This is a genomic window from Frondihabitans sp. OV104 (assembly GCF_057787745.1).
Map to the genome: position 1 here is coordinate 2,587,311 of NZ_CM173541.1, position 15,315 is coordinate 2,602,625.

Below are 15,315 nucleotides of genomic sequence, written 5' to 3' on the forward strand. Positions count from 1 at the left end.
TGAATGCAGCGTGTCTGCAGGATGCGGGACGGAGAGGTCCGCTGTGGGGACTCGATCTCTCCGTTGAAACCAAAACCGAAACCGGTTTCGGAAGGACCATATTTTGTCGACCGCTTGCTTGTCAACCCAGTCCTGAACTAATTTCGGATCATGTCCATCACCGGCGGCCCGCCCCGCGAAGCCTCCGGCAAGGTCACCCTGACGGATGTCGCACGCGCCGCGGGCGTCTCTGTCGCGACAGCCTCGAAGGCGCTCAACAAGCGCACCCACGTCAAGGAGGCCACCCGGCTCCGGGTCGAGGCCGCCGCCGCATCGCTGGACTTCACGCCGAACTACTTCGCCCAAGCCCTCAACTCGTCGCGCACGAACACCATCGGCATGATCACGAGCGACCTCGACAACCGCTTCGTCCTGCCGATCCTGCTCGGCGCGGAGGACGCGTTCGGGTCGGGCTCCCTCTCGGTCCTGCTGGCCGACGCCCGCGACGATGTCCTGCGAGAGCAGCTGCACATCCAGACCCTCATGGCACGGAAGGTCGACGGCCTGCTGATCGTGGGACGCACGACGAACCCGCGACCGCCCGCGACCTTCGCCTCGGACATCCCCGTGGTCTACGTCTACGCGCCGTCGACCGATGACGCCGACTCGTCGGTCACGCCGGACAACCATCTGGCTGGTCGACTGGCCGTCCGCCACCTCGTCGAGGCGGGCCGGCGCGGCATCGCTCTCGTGAACGGCGAGGCCTCGTATGCGGCCGCCCAGGATCGCGCGGCGGGCGTGATCGCCGAGCTCGCCGACCACGGACTGGAGCTGGCCGGCGGGCGGGCGCTGTTCGGCCAGTGGGGAGAAGCCTGGGGGCGTGACTGCGCTCGACTGCTCGTGAACGGCGATCCGAGCATCGATGCGATCATCGCCGGCAGCGACCACATCGCTCGCGGGGTGCTCGACACCCTCCATGACCTCGGCAGGCGAGTGCCGCACGACATCGCAGTCGTCGGGTTCGACAACTGGGATCTGCTCGTCACGGAGTCACGACCGCCCCTGACGAGCGTCGACATGAACCTGCAGCATCTCGGCCGTGTCGCGGCCCAGCGGCTCGTCGACGCCATAGCCGGCGTCGGCCATCCCGGCCGGTCGTATGAAGCCGTGCACGTCGTCGGACGCGAGTCGGCCTGACGCAGGGTAAAGCAAAGCCCCGCACTCCTTGAAGTGCGGGGCCTCGCCTTACTGCTGTCTCAACTCAGTTCTCTTGCTCTGCTCCACGACTTCTTCGCTGTCGTGTGACATCTTCGGTGTCGTGTGACATCTTCGCTGTCGTGTGACTTCTTCAGTGTCGTGTAGCAAGCACGTGCGCTCGAAGGGACTCGAACCCCCAACCTTCTGATCCGTAGTCAGATGCTCTATCCGTTGAGCTACGAGCGCGCAGGTTGTTTCTGGCCGAATGGCCAGAGGAAACATTACACGAGGGCGGGGGTGGGCGCGAATCGAGGTCTCCGTCTCGAGTTCCTGCGCCCTGATCCGAGGGCGGGGTGTGCGCCGCCTCACCGCTGTTTGGCGGTCGGGACAGAGGCTCCTGTCAGGCGCCGTGCGGTTGGATTACGGGGTGAACGCCACCACTCTCCCGACCCGGACGGCCGTGCGTCGTCATGTGCCGGCCCGGTGGATGCTGACGAGCGTCGGCTCGGTGATCACTCTGGGCGGCGTGTACACGGCGGCGGTGCTGACCAAGCAGGGCCAGATGATCGAGGACTCGATCCTGCGATCGGTCGACGGCGAGACCCTGCTGAAGTCGGGGCGGGCCCTCGACGCGATCACGATCCCGGCGGTGCTGGCCGCGGTCGGCGTGGTCGTGGTGATCGCGTTCGTGCGGCGGCGGCCGGGTGCGGCGCTGCAGGGAGCGGCCCTGATCGTGGGCGCGATCGCGACGGCGCAGGTCGTGAAGGCGATCGCGCCGCGACCTGAGCTCACCTCGCTGACCCTCAGCAACAGCTTCCCGAGCGGGCACGTGACCATCGCGGTCGCGGGCGTGCTGGCGCTCGGCACCGCGTTCGGGCGCCACCTCCGGCCGCTCATCATGATCGTCGGCACGCTCTTCGCCGCCTGGGTCGCCGAGCAGACGGTGGCCTTCGGCTGGCACCGCGTCAGCGACGTCGTCGGGGCCTGCGCGGTCAGCATGCTGTGGCTCGCGATCGTGCGGAGCGCCGCGGCCGTCTGGTCGAACGACGCCCGCGACACGGTGGGACGCAAGGCGCACGGCTTCACGTCGGGGCTGCTGGGCCTCGCGATGGTGGCGACGCTCGCGGCCGCCGGGGCGATCTTCGCGATCGGCGTCGGCGAGGACATGACTCTGACCATGTCGACAGGTCCGGGTGTGCTGGTCGGCGCGCGGCTGCTGTCGTCGGGCGTGGTCATCGCGACGGCGTGGCTGGCGTGGAAGCTCGACCGCTCGATCTGACCGGCACCGCTCCCGTCTTCTCCCCGCCGCCTGCCCCTGCCCCGCCCCCGCCCCCGCTCGTCGCCGAAAATTCAAGGAAATTTTTGCCGCGACGACCGCCTATCGGCATGAGGTCGGCTGCGTCCGCGCTTTTCTCCTTGAATTTCGAGGAGACCGGGACGCCCGAGGCAGGAGCGGGGCGCGGCGCGGCGAGCGGACCCAGACGGCCGGGTCACGCCCCGAAAGCCAGCCCCAGTGCGTAGGTGACGGCGGCGGCCCCGTACCCGATGGCGAGCTGGCGCAGGGCCCGGCGCAGAGGCGAGGTACCCGACAGGAGGCCGACGACGGCCCCCGTGCCGAGCAGGGCGAGCCCGACGAGCACGGCGGCGACCACGACGGCCGTCAGCCCGGTGGCTCTGAAGAACAGCGGGATCAGGGGGATGACGGCGCCCGACGCGAAGAACAGGAAGCTCGAGACGGCGGCACCGAGGCCCGACCCGATGGCCTCGTGCGCGTCGGCGGAGGCCGAGTCGGCACCCCCGGCGGGGAAGGCGGGCGCGGGGAGCGCGGCGAGGGCATCGCGGGCGCGGGTGTCCGCGAGTTCCTGCGACATGCCCCGGGCGCGGTAGACGAGCGACAGCTCGTTGGCGTCGACGTCGAGGTGGCGGAGCGCGTTCTGCGCGTCGGGATCGGGCGTCGACGCCGCGAGGAGCTCGCGCTGCGACGAGACGGAGACGTACTCCCCGGCGCCCATCGAGAGCGCACCGGCGAGCAGCCCCGAGAGGCCCGTCACGAGCACCACCGCGTGCGAGGCCCCTGTCGCACTCACGCCCAGGATCAGCGCGAGGTTCGACACCAGACCGTCGTTCGCGCCGAACACCGCCGCCCGGAACGTCCCCGACAGCCGCGACCGCCCGCGTTCGGCGAGCCCGCGCACGACCTCGCCGTGGATCCGCTCATCGGCCGCCATGGCGTCCGTCGCGTCGGCGTCGGCGTCGTACGGCGAGCGGCCCTCGGCGCTCTGAACGAGGGCCAGCACGAAGATCGAGCCGAAGCGGCGGGCGAGCAGGCCGAGGATCCGGGTACGGAGGTCGGTGCCGGCGGGCTTGCCCACGCGGTCGCCCAGCAGATCGAGCCAGTGCTGCGCGTGGCGCCCCTCGGCGTCGGCGAGGGCGAGCAGGATGTCGCGCTCCTCCCCCGCGCGCCGCGCGGCCAGGTCGCGGTAGACGGCCGCCTCCGCTCGCTCGTCGGCGAGGTAGCGGCGCCACCGTCTCAGGTCGGCCGGGGTGGGCGTGCGGGTGGGCGCCAGGTCGCTCATGCCGCAAGGGTAGTCCGCGCGCCGGACTCGGAGCCGCCTCGACTACCGTGGGCTCGTGCTCCTGATCGGCGTCGACCTCGCGTGGGGCGAGGGGTCTCCCGCCAGGCCGGCGTCGGCGACCGGGCCGGCGACCCGGGCGAGGCTGGCGAACGAGACCGGCGTCTGCGCGATGCAGCCCGACGGCACGATCGTCGACGCGGGCTGGACCCGCGGGGTCGACGGGACCGCCGAGTGGATCCTGCGCCACACCGGCGAAGGAGCAGTCATCGCCGTCGACGCGCCCCTCGTCGTGCCGAACGCGACGGGCATGCGCGAGTCCGAGAAGCAGGTCGGGCGCGCCTACGGCCGCTGGAAGGTCTCGTGCAATGCCACCAACCAGGCCCTCCCCTGGCTCGCCGGCCTCCGTCTGCGCGATCTCCTCGACGAGCACGGCGTGACCGTGGTCGCAGGAACATCGCCACCCGCCGCCGGGGCCCGAGTCGCCTTCGAGTGCTACCCGTTCACCACCCTCGTCGGGATGTCCGAGCTGGGCTACGACGTCGAGCGGCCGCGGTACAAGCGGCTCGACCGGGCGCTCCCACCCGCCGAGGCTCGGCTGGCCCGGCGCGCGGCGACCGACGACCTGATCGGGCGGCTGGCCCGGCTCGACGCCGCCGACCCTCCCGTCGGCCTCCGGTCGCACCCGCTCACAGCCGACCTGCTGGACTCGCCCACGCCGCTCGACGGCCCGGGGCACAAGCATCGCGAAGACCTGATCGACGCCGTGCTCTGCGCCTGGACGGCGTCGGTGTGGCTGCGGCACGGGCTCGACCGCACGCAGGTGCTGGGGCGCGACGAGCCGCTCGACGAGGCGGGGCGCCCTGCGACGATCGTCACGCCGTGCCGGCCGACGCAGCGCCTGCTCTGACCCGCTAGAGCTGCTTGCGCATCTCGACCTCGTGCCCGCCGGGCTCGAGCTCGTAGGCGAGGCGGCGGCCGGTGTCGACGAACCCGCGCTTCTCGTAGAACCGGATGGCACGCCGGTTGTCCTCGTGGACGTGCAGGAACAGCTCCTCGCCGTACCCGTCCGCCCAGGCCTCGACGGCGTCGAGCAGGAGGTCGGCGACGCCCGCCGCCGCCCCGCGGAAGTCGGGCGCCACGTAGACGCCGACGAGCAGCGGCTCGCCGCCCGTCGGAAGGTAGCCGCCCATCGTGCCGATCCAGCGCCCGGAGGCGACCTCGATGGCGGCGAACGAGGCGGAGCTGCGGTCGGTGCCGCGGCGTCCGCGCAGGCGCCACTCGGGCTCCTGGTGGCGCAGAGCCGTCTCGAGCGTCTCGCCGTACGCGATGGGGGTGTCGGCCAGCATCTCGAGGCGGAGCGACCGCACCTGGCGCCAGTCGTCCTCGCTGACGGAGCGGACGGTGAAGCTGGAGTGCATGGAGAGACCCTATCCGTCCCGGTGAGGGGGCGCTGGTTGCTCAGGTGGGCCTGCCCGCCGAGCAACCAGCGACCCCTCACGCCGGGGCATGTGAACAATCAGGCGCGTGAGCGGACCACCGTGAAGGAGGCGTCGCGGACGATCAGCGTCGAGACCGGCGCGGCCACCTGCTGCTCGCTGTCGCTGGAGATCGCCAGCTCCCACTCCCCGAAGGGCGCCTCGGGCAGTGTGAACTCGACGCCGTTGTGGGCGGCGTTCATCAGCACGGCCAGGGTGTCGGCGCCCTCGTGCGCGAGAACGAACATGACGGCGCGGTTCTCGGGATCCTGCCAGTCGTGCTCCTCGAACGGACGGGCATCGGCGCGGAGGATCTCGACGGTCGAGGCCGAGTCGCCGGGGGCGGTGCGGAACCACTCCGGGCGCAGGGCCTTCGACGACTTCCGGAGCGCGACGAGCGCGGTGGTGAAGTCGAGGAGCTCCTGGTCGACGTTCTCCCAGTCGAACCACGAGATCTCGTTGTCCTGGCAGTAGGCGTTGTTGTTGCCGCCCTGCGTGCGCCCGAGCTCGTCGCCGCCGAGCAGCATCGGCACGCCGGCCGACAGCAGGAGGGTGCCCAGCAGGTTCCGCTGCTGGCGGCCCCGCCACTCGAGCACCCCGGCGTCGTCGGTGTCGCCCTCGACTCCGCCGTTGAACGAGGCGTTGTTGCTCTCGCCGTCGTTGTTGTCCTCGCCGTTCGCCTCGTTGTGCTTCTCGGCGTACGAGGTGAGGTCGCGCAGGGTGAAGCCGTCGTGCGCGGTCACGAAGTTGACGCTCGAGACCGGCGCGCGGCGGTCGCCCTCGTACACGTCGGGGCTGCCGAGCACGCGCTGGGTGAAGGTGCCGAGCACGTCGCCCGAGCCCCAGTACTCGCGGGTGTCGTCGCGGAACTTGCCGTTCCACTCCGACCAGTCGGCCGGGAATCCGCCGACCTGGTAGCCCGCGGTGTCCCACGGCTCCGCGATGAGCTTGACCGGCGCGAGCACCGGGTCCTGGTGGCAGAGGTCGAGGAACGCGCTGTGCTTCTCGGCGTCGCCGTCCTGACGGGTGAGCGTGGTCGCGAGGTCGAAGCGGAAGCCGTCGACGTGCATCTCGGTCACCCAGTACCGCAGCGAGTCCATGATGAGGCGCAGGGCGGCCGGGTGCCCGACGTTGAGGCTGTTGCCGGTGCCGGTGGTGTCGAAGTAGCTGCGGCGGTCGTCGTCGACCAGCCGGTAGTACGACGCATTGTCGATGCCCTTGAACGACAGCGTCGGCCCCTGGTGGTTGCCCTCGGCGGTGTGGTTGAACACCACGTCGAGGATCACCTCGAGCCCCGCCGCGTGGAACGCCTTCACCATCGACTTGAACTCGGCGACCTGCTGGCCGGCCTGGCCCGACGACGAGTACTCGTTGTGCGGCGCGAAGAACCCGATCGAGTTGTAGCCCCAGTAGTTGCGGAGTCCCTTGTCGGCGAGGGTGTCGTCCTGCACGAACTGGTGCACGGGCAGCAGCTCCACGCTGGTCACGCCGAGCTTCGTGAAGTGCTCGATGACCGCAGGAACTGCGAGACCCGCGTACGTGCCCTGCGTGTCCGCCGCGACCCCCGGGTGCCTCTTCGTGAACCCCTTGACGTGCACCTCGTACAGCACCGTCTCGGCCAGCGGCACCTGCGGCGGTGCGTCGTCGCCCCAGTCGAACGAGTCGTCGGTCACGACGCACTTCGGCATGGACGCCGCCGAGTCCTCGTCGTTGCGTGCGAACGGGTCGTCGAACTCGTGCGAGAACAGGGCCTGGCCCCACTCGAAGCCGCCGTCGATGGCGCGGGCGTGCGGGTCGAGGAGGAGCTTCGCGACGTCGTGGCGGAGGCCGTTGGCGGGGTCCCATGCGCCGTCGACCCGCAGACCGTAGTGCGTGCCCGGAGTGATGCCGGGAACGAAGCCGTGGAAGACGTACCCGGTTCGCGTGTCGAGTTCCTGCCGGGTCTCGGCGCCATCGGCGTCGAAGCTGCAGAAGTAGACGGCCGTGGCGGTCTCGGAGTAGACGGCGACACGGACGCCGCCGTCGACGACGGAGACACCGAGCGGGTACGGGTAGGAGGAGGTCATGGCTCAGTGATACCGGTCGGCGGCTGAGATCGTCCGGCCGCGACGTACCCCGGCCGGGCCGATACGCTGGGACGATGCCCTCGACCCCTCTCCGGATCGCCCTGGTGTGCCTGCACACGTCACCCGCGTCCGATCCCGGGATCGGCGACGCGGGCGGCATGAACGTCGTCGTCCGGAACCAGGCGGTGGCCCTCGGGGCGCTCGGCCACGAGGTCGAGGTGCTCACCCGCCGATCGTCGCCCGACCAGCCGGAGTCGACGTCGCTGGGTGACGGCGTCGTGCTGCGGTTCCTCGACGCGGGCCCCGCCGAGCCCCTGGCGAAGGGCATGCACGAGCTCTACATGGCCGACTTCGGCGCCGCCCTGGAGGCCTTCGGGCCGTACGACATCGTGCACTCCCACCACTGGTTCTCGGGCATCGCGGCGATGCCCTACGCCCGCGAGCGCGGGCTGCCGCACCTGCAGAGCTTCCACTCGATCGCCGCCGACCCGGCGAGCCCGCTGTCAGACGGTGAGAGGCCCGAGTCGCCCGGGCGCCTCGCCGGCGAGGCCCGGCTGGCCGTCGAGTCCGACGGCGTGGTCGCCATCTCGGCCGCCGAGGCGGAGACCGTCGTGCACCGCCTCGGCGGCGACCCCGACCGCGTGCACGTCGTGCCGCCGGGGGTCGACTCGGTGATGTTCCGGCCGGGTGCGCGCTCGGAGACGCGTTTCGTCGTCGCGGCCGGCCGCCTGGACCCGCTCAAGGGGTTCGACCTGGCGATCGAGGCCGTCGCCGCGATCCCCGCCGATGTGCGACCCGACCTCGTCATCGCCGGCGAGGAGTCGGTCGACTACCGCAGCTACCCCGGCGAGCTCCGCGCCCTGGCCGACGGGCTCGGCATCGGCGACCGGGTGCGGTTCGTCGGTCCGCAGTCGCGCGCCGACCTCGCCGCGCTGCTCCGCGAGGCCGCCGTGGCCGTCGTCCCGTCGCACTCCGAGACCTACGGCCTCGTGGCCCTCGAGGCTGCTGCCAGCGGCACGCCCGTCGTCGCTGCGGCCGCGGGCGGCCTCCGCGAAGCCGTCGTGGACGGCGTGACGGGCGTCGTGCTGCGGTCGCGCGCCCCCGAGGTCTGGGGGTCGACGATCGAGCGCATCCTCCGCGACGGGGGCTTCGCTGCGTCGCTCGCGACCGCGGCGCGCGTCCGTGCCGCCGGGTTGAGCTGGGCCCACTCCGCCGACGGGCTCGTCGCCGCCTACCGGCAGGTCACCTCGGTGCGCTAGCTTCTGCCCTATGAGTCGCATCGTCGCAGTCGAGTACGTCACCCTCGACGGGGTCTTCGAAGAGCCGGGCTGGTCGGCGCCCTACTTCGCCGAAGAGCTCCAGGCGTTCCAGTACAACAACCTCATCGAGGCCGACGCCCTGCTGCTCGGCCGCGTCACCTACGAGGGCTTCTCGCAGGCGTGGCCTCAGATGGAGGCCGAGACCGGCGAGTTCGGCGTGAAGATGAACTCGATGCCGAAGTTCGTCGCGACGTCGACGCCCGACGCGCTGACATGGAATGCGTCCCCGCTGGCGACCGACGTCGTCGAAGCCGTGCGCGCCCTCAAAGACGACGAGTCGACCGGCACGCTCCTGATCAACGGCAGCGCGCAGCTGCTGGGCGCCCTGGTCGCCGCGGGCCTGGTCGACGAGATCCGCCTCATGGTGTTTCCCGTCGTCGTCGGCACCGGCCGCCCGCTCTGGGCGCCGGGCGCGAGCCCCGTGCCGCTCACGCTCGCCGAGGCGCGCACAACGGCCACCGGCGTCGCGATCCTGACGTACACGCCCGGTGCGCTGGCGCCCTGACGCCCCGCCGGCGTCCCTTAGCTAACCGTTTCACGCACCGCTGACCGTCGCGTCGGCAAGTCGTGCGTCAGACGGTTAGCCTTCCGCCGGGCGCCGCCTAGTCGAGGGCGGCGGCCCACACGTTGGGCGCGATCCGGGTGTCGCCCTCGACATCGTCGGTGGAGACCCTGCCGTCGGTGACCAGCTGCGTGGTGACGCCGCCGTTGCCGAAGCCCGACACGAAGACGCCCCGGCCCGTCTTGCGGTCTTCGTCGCACCCGAGCCCCAGTGAGTCATCCTGCCCCTTCGAGATCAAGCACACCTCGCCCACGGTGTTGACGGCGACCCAGGCCTCGGCGCCTTTGTACTCGCCGGCGTAGTGGACCGTCGTCTGGTCGATCGAGTCGAGGAACCCGCCGGAGTCCTTGGTGAAGATCGCCGGGAGCTTCGCCAGGGGCACGGGCTCCTGCCGGAGGATGGCGTACGTCGAGTACGGGTAGGTGAGAGGGAAGGACTGCGCGTCGGCGCCTGCCGACGGCGCCCGAAGCCCTGTCAGGCGCGACGGGTGCTTCACCCCGTCGAGCCAGACGTTGATCGCGATCCGCCGGCCGGTCGGGGCGTCCTCGCCCGTCCGCTTGACGGCGCCGTCGGCGTAGATGTGAAGCTCGTAGTCGCCGGCACCGGCGCCGAGGGTCAGCGTCCCGGGCGCGACGACGTGATCCGGGGGCGAGGCGCACGCCGTCGTGGCGCCGCCGACGCCGTCTTCGAGAAACAGGAGGCAGAGTTCCTGCGCCCCGTCGACCACGAGCCAGAGCTGCTGGTGTCCGTCGGTGGCGAGGTGCCGCGCCGAAGCCCGGATGATCGTCTCGTCGTCGGCGGTGAAAGAGGCGGGGAGAACGTCGGTCGACAGGCGCTGCTGCCGCAGCACCGCGAGCTGCGAATAGGGCCAGGTGCTCGGGATGGCGGGGCCGGCGATGGGATGCGGCGTCGAGCCTCCGAGGGCGGTCGGCTCGTGACGGGGCCCGAAGACCAGGATCGCAACGACGGCGAGCACGCCGACAGTCATGGCGGCGATGAGTGCGCGTGGAATGGTCATGTCTGCTCCCCCTGGTCGGTCCCGACGGGACGGCTCTACTGCACCGCCGCCGTCAGCCGGCACACGTTGTCGAGGATCCGCGACAGCAGCGGCCGGTCGAGCCACTCGGTCAGCGACAGCTCGCGCGACTCGGCCCGGTAGTCGTCTTGCACCTTCGCGAGCTCGGAGACGAACCTGCGGCCGCGGATCATGACCGAGACCTCGAAGTCCAGGCTGAACGACCGCATGTCCATGTTGCTCGACCCGACGACGGCGACGTCGGAGTCGACCGTGAAGTGCTTCGCGTGCAGCACGATCGGCTTGCGATACAGGAAGATGCGCACGCCGGCGCGCAGAAGCGTCTCGTAGTACGAGCGCTGAGCGTGATAGACCATGAACTGGTCGCCGACCTCGCAGGCGAACAGCTGCACTTCGACACCGCGCTGGGCCGCGGTCGTGATCGCGTACAGCATCGAGTCGTCGGGAACGAAGTAGGGGCTGACGATGATCAGCTTCTCCTGCGCGCCGTAGACGAGCGCGTTGAAGAGGCGGAGGTTGTTCTCGCCCTCGAATCCCGGCCCGGATGGCACGATCTGGCAATCGAGGGTGTCCGGCTCGACGATGTCGTGGATGGGGTCTGCCTCGCGCTGCAGGAGCTCCTCGGTCTCGGCGAACCAGTCCGTGATGAAGATGGCGTTCACACCGGCGACGACCGGGCCCTCGAGCTGGAGCATCAGGTCTTTCCAGCGCAGGTGGCGCCGCTGGTTGCTGCGCTTGTTGTAGTCGGGGTCGACGAGGTTCTGCGATCCCATGAAGCCGATGGTGCCGTCGATCACGACGACCTTGCGGTGATTGCGCAGGTCAGGGCGGCGCCGCAGCAGCGTTCGCGCGTTCACGGGCAGCATGGCGCGGTTCGGGATCCCGGTGCGCTCGAGCCACGCCAGAGTGTCTCTGGAGGCGGGGTTCCGCATGGTCGTCCAGTGGTCGTAGAGCACCCGGACGGTGACGCCCCTCCGGTGCGCGTCTTCGAGGGCCCGGCAGAACTCGACCGTCGCCCTGTCGTAGGCGAAGAGGTAGAACTCGACGTGCACGTAGCGCTCGGCCTTGGCGATCGCGTCGGTCATGGCGCGCATCGTGCCCGCGAAGTCGGCGAGGATGTGCGCGTCGTTGCCACCCACGAGCGGCATTGCGCCGAGCTTGCGGTTCAGGTCGACGACCGAGCCGAACCAGCGCGGCCAGCTCTCCTCTTTCGTGACGAGGTCGAGGCCCGACGTCGTCTCGAGGATGAACCCGTTGATCTCGGCCTGCTTCTCACGGCGCCCCTTGGGGAGAAGGGTCGAGCCGAACAGGTTCAACGCCATCACGCCGGGGATCGGCGCGGCGAAGATCGCGAGGAGCCACGCCAGGGCGGTGGTCGGGCGCCGGTTGCGGGGCACCGCCATGACCGATGTCACCCGGAGGAAGAAGTTGATGCCGACGACGATCTTGGCCACGGTCGCCGTGATGGACTTCCAGCTCATGGTCTGAGGCTAGCGCCTGCCTGCGGCCCTCGTGAACGCCGCCACACGGGTCAGAGCTCGGTCACCCGCCCCGCCTCGACGCGCCACTGCCGGTCGAGCCGCACGGTCTCGAGCATGCGCCGGTCGTGGGTGACGAGCAGCAGGGTCCCGTCGTACGAGTCGAGGGCCTGCTCGAGCTGCTCGATGGCGGCGAGGTCGAGGTGGTTGGTGGGCTCGTCGAGCACGAGCACGTTCACGCCGCGCGCCTGGAGCAGGGCGAGCCCGGCACGGGTGCGCTCACCCGGCGACAGCTCGTCGACGGCGCGGCCGGTGTGGTCGGCCTTGAGCGCGAACTTCGCGAGCAGCGTGCGGACCTCGGCCTGCGTCAGCTCGGGCACGAGGGCCTCGAAGACGTCGGCGAGCGCGCGGCGGCCGGTGAAGACGCTGCGGGCCTGGTCGACCTCGCCGACGGCCACCGTGGCGCCGAGCGAGGCGGAGCCGGCAGCGAGTTCCTGCCGCCCGAGAAGAGCGCGGAGCAGCGTCGACTTGCCAGCGCCGTTCGGGCCGGTGATGCCGATGCGGTCGCCGCCGTTCACCTGCAGCGACACGGGCCCGAGGGCGAAGTCGCCCTGCTCGACGACGGCCTCCGAGAGGGTCGCCACGACCGACGACGAGCGCGGCGCCTGGCCGATGGTGAACTCGAGCTGCCACTCCTTGCGCGGCTCGTCGACCTCGTCGAGGCGGCTGATCCGCGACTCCATCTGCCGGACCTTCTGCGCCTGCTTCTCGCTCGACTCGGCGGCGGCCTTGCGGCGGATCTTGTCGTTGTCGGGCGACTTCTTCATCGCGTTGCGCACGCCCTGGCTCGACCACTCGCGCTGCGTGCGGGCCCGCCCGACGAGGTCGGCCTTGGTCGCGGCGAACTCGTCGTAGGCGTCGCGCTTCTGCTGGCGGGCGATCTGGCGCTCGTCGAGGTACGAGTCGTACCCGCCGCCGAAGAGCCGGTGCGTCGCCTGGGGCAGGTCGAGCTCGAGCACGGCGGTGACCGATCGACGCAGGAACTCGCGGTCGTGACTGACGAGCACCGCGCCGCCGCGCAGACCGCTGACGAACTCCTCCAGCCTCGAGAGCCCGTCGAGGTCGAGGTCGTTCGTCGGCTCGTCGAGCAGCACGATGTCGAAGCGACTGAGGAGCAGCGCGGCCAGCCCGACCCGGGCGGCCTGCCCGCCCGAGAGCGCCGTCATCTCGCTGTCGATCCCGACGGCGTCGTCGAGCCCGAGGTCGGCCAGCACGACGGGCACCCGCTCGTCGAGGTCGGCCGCGCCCGAGGCGAGCCATCGGTCGAGCGCCGTCGAGTAGGCGTCGGCCGCCGCGTCGCCCCCGTCGGGGTCGGCGAGAGCAGCTGCGGCGGCGTCCATCTCGAGCGTCGCCGTCGCGCAGCCCGTCCGCCGGCCGATGTACGCGCCGACGGTCTCGCCGGCGATCCTCTCGTGCTCCTGCGGCAGCCACCCGACGAACGCGTCCCTCGGCGAGAGCGACACCGTCCCGGCGAGGGGCTGGTCGACGCCGGCGAGGAGGCGCAGCAGCGTGGACTTGCCCGCGCCGTTGACGCCGACGAGGCCGATGATGTCGCCGGGGGCGACGGTCAGGTCGAGAGAGTCGAACAGCGTGCGAGCGGCGTATCCGCCGGCGAGCCCCTTGGCGACGAGCGTGGCGGTCATGCCCCCATCGTCCCATCCCGGCGCGCCCCCCGCCCCGCGCCCCCGCCCCGCGCCCCGCGCCCCGCCCCAGGCCGGTGAGGAGTCGCTGGTTGCTCGCCGCCAGGGCGGTTTAGAGCAACGAGCGACTCCTCACCGGCCTGCCGGGCCTGCCGGCGGCGGCGCTGGGGCGCCGGCGCGCTAGCGCCGCACGTGCAGGGGGATGCCGGCGGCCACGTCGCGCGCGTCGGCCTCGGGGTCGCGCCCGACGCCCAGGATCGGCTCGACGATGCTCTCGATGGCGCGCGCGACGAAGGCCTCGTCGAGCGGCAGCTCGCGCTGGGCGGCGTGCTCGACGGCGAGCGAGTGCACGGCGCGGGTGACGAATGCGGCGTCGTACCGCAGGGGCTCTGCCTCGCCGCGCGACACGGCGCGCCTCACGATGACGGTCAGCGAGCGGGTGCGCTCGGCGTGGGTGGCGGCGTCGAAGGCGCGCCAGATGTCGGGGTCTCGAGAGATCGCCGCGATGACGTGGCGGAACTCCGCGGGCGGATAGCCGATCGGGCTCACCCAGGTGCGGATCAGGGTCTCCAGGTCGGTGCGGAGCGCCCCCGTGTTCGGGATCGTGGTGTCGACGTCGAAGGCGGCGACCGCGTCGCGCACGAGCGACCGCTTGTCGTCCCAGCGCCGGAAGAGCGTCGCCTTGCTCGCCCCGGCCCGCTCGGCGACGCGGTTCATCGTCAGCGCGTCGAGCCCGATCTCGGCGATCAGCTCCTGCGTGACGCGCAGGAGGCGCTCCTCGACCAGCGGATCGCGGGGTCGGCCGACCTTGCGCGTTCCGGGGCTGTCCACGCCCGAAAGCCTAGACCGCAGGAACTCGGCCGCCTCCCCGATCGTTCCTGAGCGCGTGAACGCCCAGACAACGCCAAGCGGCCTCGGACGCAATGGTCGCGTCGGGGGCCGGGGCGGCAGTTCCTGCGCCCGCATCGCCTCGGGGGTGGCGCCACGCCGCCGCACCTGGCATCCTGGTCGGCTGCCCTCCCGGGCGGCACCGACCGAGGGGGAGCCATGCCTGCCGAGCACACCGACACCAACCGCGCGAACTGGGACGACCGCGTCGAACCGCACCTGGAGGGGTACCGCGTCGACCGGTTCGCGGCGTCGCCCGACTACCTCTCCGACGTCGTGCGGGAGGACGTGCCGCTGATGGCCCCGTTCCTGCCCGGCGGCACCGTCGACGGCCTCGCGCTCGCGCACCTGCAGTGCCACATCGGCACCGACACGCTCAGCTGGGCGCGGCTCGGCGCCACGGTCACCGGCATCGACTTCTCGCCTGCGTCGATCGCGGCCGCGCGCGACCTGGCCGCCGCGTCGGGCCTCGACGACCGCGCGACGTTCGTCGAGTCGACCGTCGACGACGCTCCCGCGCACGTCCACGAGACCTTCGACGTCGTCTACACCAGCATCGGCGTGCTCTGCTGGCTCGAAGACCTGGGCGCCTGGGCACGCACGATCGACGCCCTGCTGAAGCCCGGCGGCCTCTTCTACGTGCGCGACGCCCATCCGATCCTGAACGCGATGGACGACGAGCGCGACGACGGGCTGCTGGTCGTCGGGCGCCGCTACTTCCCGGGGCCTGAGCCGCTGCGGTACGACGACGAGCAGACCTACATCGGCGATCCTGCCGCCACGATCGCGCACCGCACGACGTACGAGTGGCCCCATTCGCTCGCCGAGATCGTCGGCGCGCTGCTCGGCGCGGGCCTCGAGCTGATCGACCTGCAGGAGCACCGCACTCTCCCCTGGGCCGCCCTGCCGCACATGGTCGAGGAGGGCGGCGACTACGTGCTCCCCGAGCACGCCGACCGGCTGCCGCTCGCGTTCTCGATCGCCGCGCGCAAACGCTCCTAGCGACCCAGGGGTCTCGTCCCCGCGGCGGACTCCGCGG

Annotated in this window: 13 protein-coding genes and 1 tRNA gene; 6 read left to right on the forward strand and 8 right to left on the reverse strand. The window is 71.3% G+C overall.

Going from position 1 to position 15,315, the window contains the following annotated elements; genetic code table 11:
• Positions 1–150 precede the first annotated feature (150 nt).
• A complete protein-coding gene (locus AC3CBB_RS12140; protein WP_488624767.1) occupies positions 151–1,176 on the forward strand; it encodes a LacI family DNA-binding transcriptional regulator in 1,026 nt (341 codons plus the stop codon).
• Between the two features lie 173 nt (positions 1,177–1,349).
• Here the strand turns inward: AC3CBB_RS12140 and AC3CBB_RS12145 are convergent.
• Positions 1,350–1,422, reverse strand: a tRNA-Arg gene (locus AC3CBB_RS12145).
• Positions 1,423–1,603: 181 nt separating this feature from the next.
• Here AC3CBB_RS12145 and AC3CBB_RS12150 point away from each other — a divergent pair.
• Positions 1,604–2,455 carry a phosphatase PAP2 family protein gene (locus AC3CBB_RS12150; protein WP_158614183.1) on the forward strand — a complete coding sequence of 284 codons (852 nt, stop codon included), beginning with the start codon at positions 1,604–1,606 and terminating at the stop codon, positions 2,453–2,455.
• Positions 2,456–2,666: 211 nt separating this feature from the next.
• Here the strand turns inward: AC3CBB_RS12150 and AC3CBB_RS12155 are convergent, their stop codons facing one another.
• Entirely contained in the window at positions 2,667–3,752 is a 1,086-nt protein-coding gene (locus tag AC3CBB_RS12155) for a VIT1/CCC1 transporter family protein (protein WP_488624768.1), read from the reverse strand.
• A 55-nt stretch (positions 3,753–3,807) separates the two neighbouring features.
• Between AC3CBB_RS12155 and AC3CBB_RS12160 the strand changes: the two genes are divergently transcribed.
• Positions 3,808–4,659 (forward strand): DUF429 domain-containing protein, encoded by an 852-nt coding sequence (locus AC3CBB_RS12160; protein WP_488624769.1) that lies wholly within the window; start codon positions 3,808–3,810, stop codon positions 4,657–4,659.
• Positions 4,660–4,663: 4 nt separating this feature from the next.
• Here AC3CBB_RS12160 and AC3CBB_RS12165 read toward each other — a convergent pair whose 3' ends face one another.
• A complete protein-coding gene (locus tag AC3CBB_RS12165) occupies positions 4,664–5,170 on the reverse strand; it encodes a GNAT family N-acetyltransferase (RefSeq protein WP_488624770.1) in 507 nt (168 codons plus the stop codon).
• Between the two features lie 98 nt (positions 5,171–5,268).
• Positions 5,269–7,293 carry a glycogen debranching protein GlgX gene (gene glgX, locus AC3CBB_RS12170; protein ID WP_488624771.1) on the reverse strand — a complete coding sequence of 675 codons (2,025 nt, stop codon included), beginning with the start codon at positions 7,291–7,293 and terminating at the stop codon, positions 5,269–5,271.
• A 74-nt stretch (positions 7,294–7,367) separates the two neighbouring features.
• Between glgX and AC3CBB_RS12175 the strand changes: the two genes are divergently transcribed.
• Together AC3CBB_RS12175 and AC3CBB_RS12180 are read left to right on the forward strand one after the other, a co-directional pair.
• Positions 7,368–8,552: a glycosyltransferase gene (locus tag AC3CBB_RS12175; protein ID WP_488624772.1), complete on the forward strand. Its 1,185-nt coding sequence runs from the start codon at positions 7,368–7,370 to the stop codon at positions 8,550–8,552.
• A 10-nt stretch (positions 8,553–8,562) separates the two neighbouring features.
• Positions 8,563–9,117 (forward strand): dihydrofolate reductase family protein, encoded by a 555-nt coding sequence (locus AC3CBB_RS12180; RefSeq protein ID WP_488624773.1) that lies wholly within the window; start codon positions 8,563–8,565, stop codon positions 9,115–9,117.
• A gap of 97 nt (positions 9,118–9,214) precedes the next feature.
• On the opposite strand, the gene AC3CBB_RS12185 is transcribed toward AC3CBB_RS12180, so the two are convergent.
• From AC3CBB_RS12185 to AC3CBB_RS12200, 4 genes are all read right to left on the reverse strand, one after another.
• Complete coding sequence (locus tag AC3CBB_RS12185) at positions 9,215–10,192, reverse strand: hypothetical protein (protein WP_488624774.1); 978 nt, start codon at positions 10,190–10,192, stop codon at positions 9,215–9,217.
• A gap of 35 nt (positions 10,193–10,227) precedes the next feature.
• The gene (cls, locus tag AC3CBB_RS12190; RefSeq protein ID WP_488624775.1) at positions 10,228–11,691 is read right to left on the reverse strand and encodes a cardiolipin synthase; all 1,464 of its coding nucleotides are present in this window, start codon (positions 11,689–11,691) and stop codon (positions 10,228–10,230) included.
• Between the two features lie 50 nt (positions 11,692–11,741).
• Positions 11,742–13,391, reverse strand: a complete 1,650-nt coding sequence (locus AC3CBB_RS12195) for an ABC-F family ATP-binding cassette domain-containing protein (protein WP_488624776.1) — start codon at positions 13,389–13,391, stop codon at positions 11,742–11,744.
• Positions 13,392–13,568: 177 nt separating this feature from the next.
• Entirely contained in the window at positions 13,569–14,219 is a 651-nt protein-coding gene (locus AC3CBB_RS12200; protein WP_488624777.1) for a TetR/AcrR family transcriptional regulator, read from the reverse strand.
• A gap of 216 nt (positions 14,220–14,435) precedes the next feature.
• On the opposite strand from AC3CBB_RS12200, the gene AC3CBB_RS12205 reads away from it, so the two are divergent.
• Complete coding sequence (locus tag AC3CBB_RS12205; protein ID WP_488624778.1) at positions 14,436–15,278, forward strand: class I SAM-dependent methyltransferase; 843 nt, start codon at positions 14,436–14,438, stop codon at positions 15,276–15,278.
• The last annotated feature ends 37 nt before the right edge of the window (positions 15,279–15,315 follow it).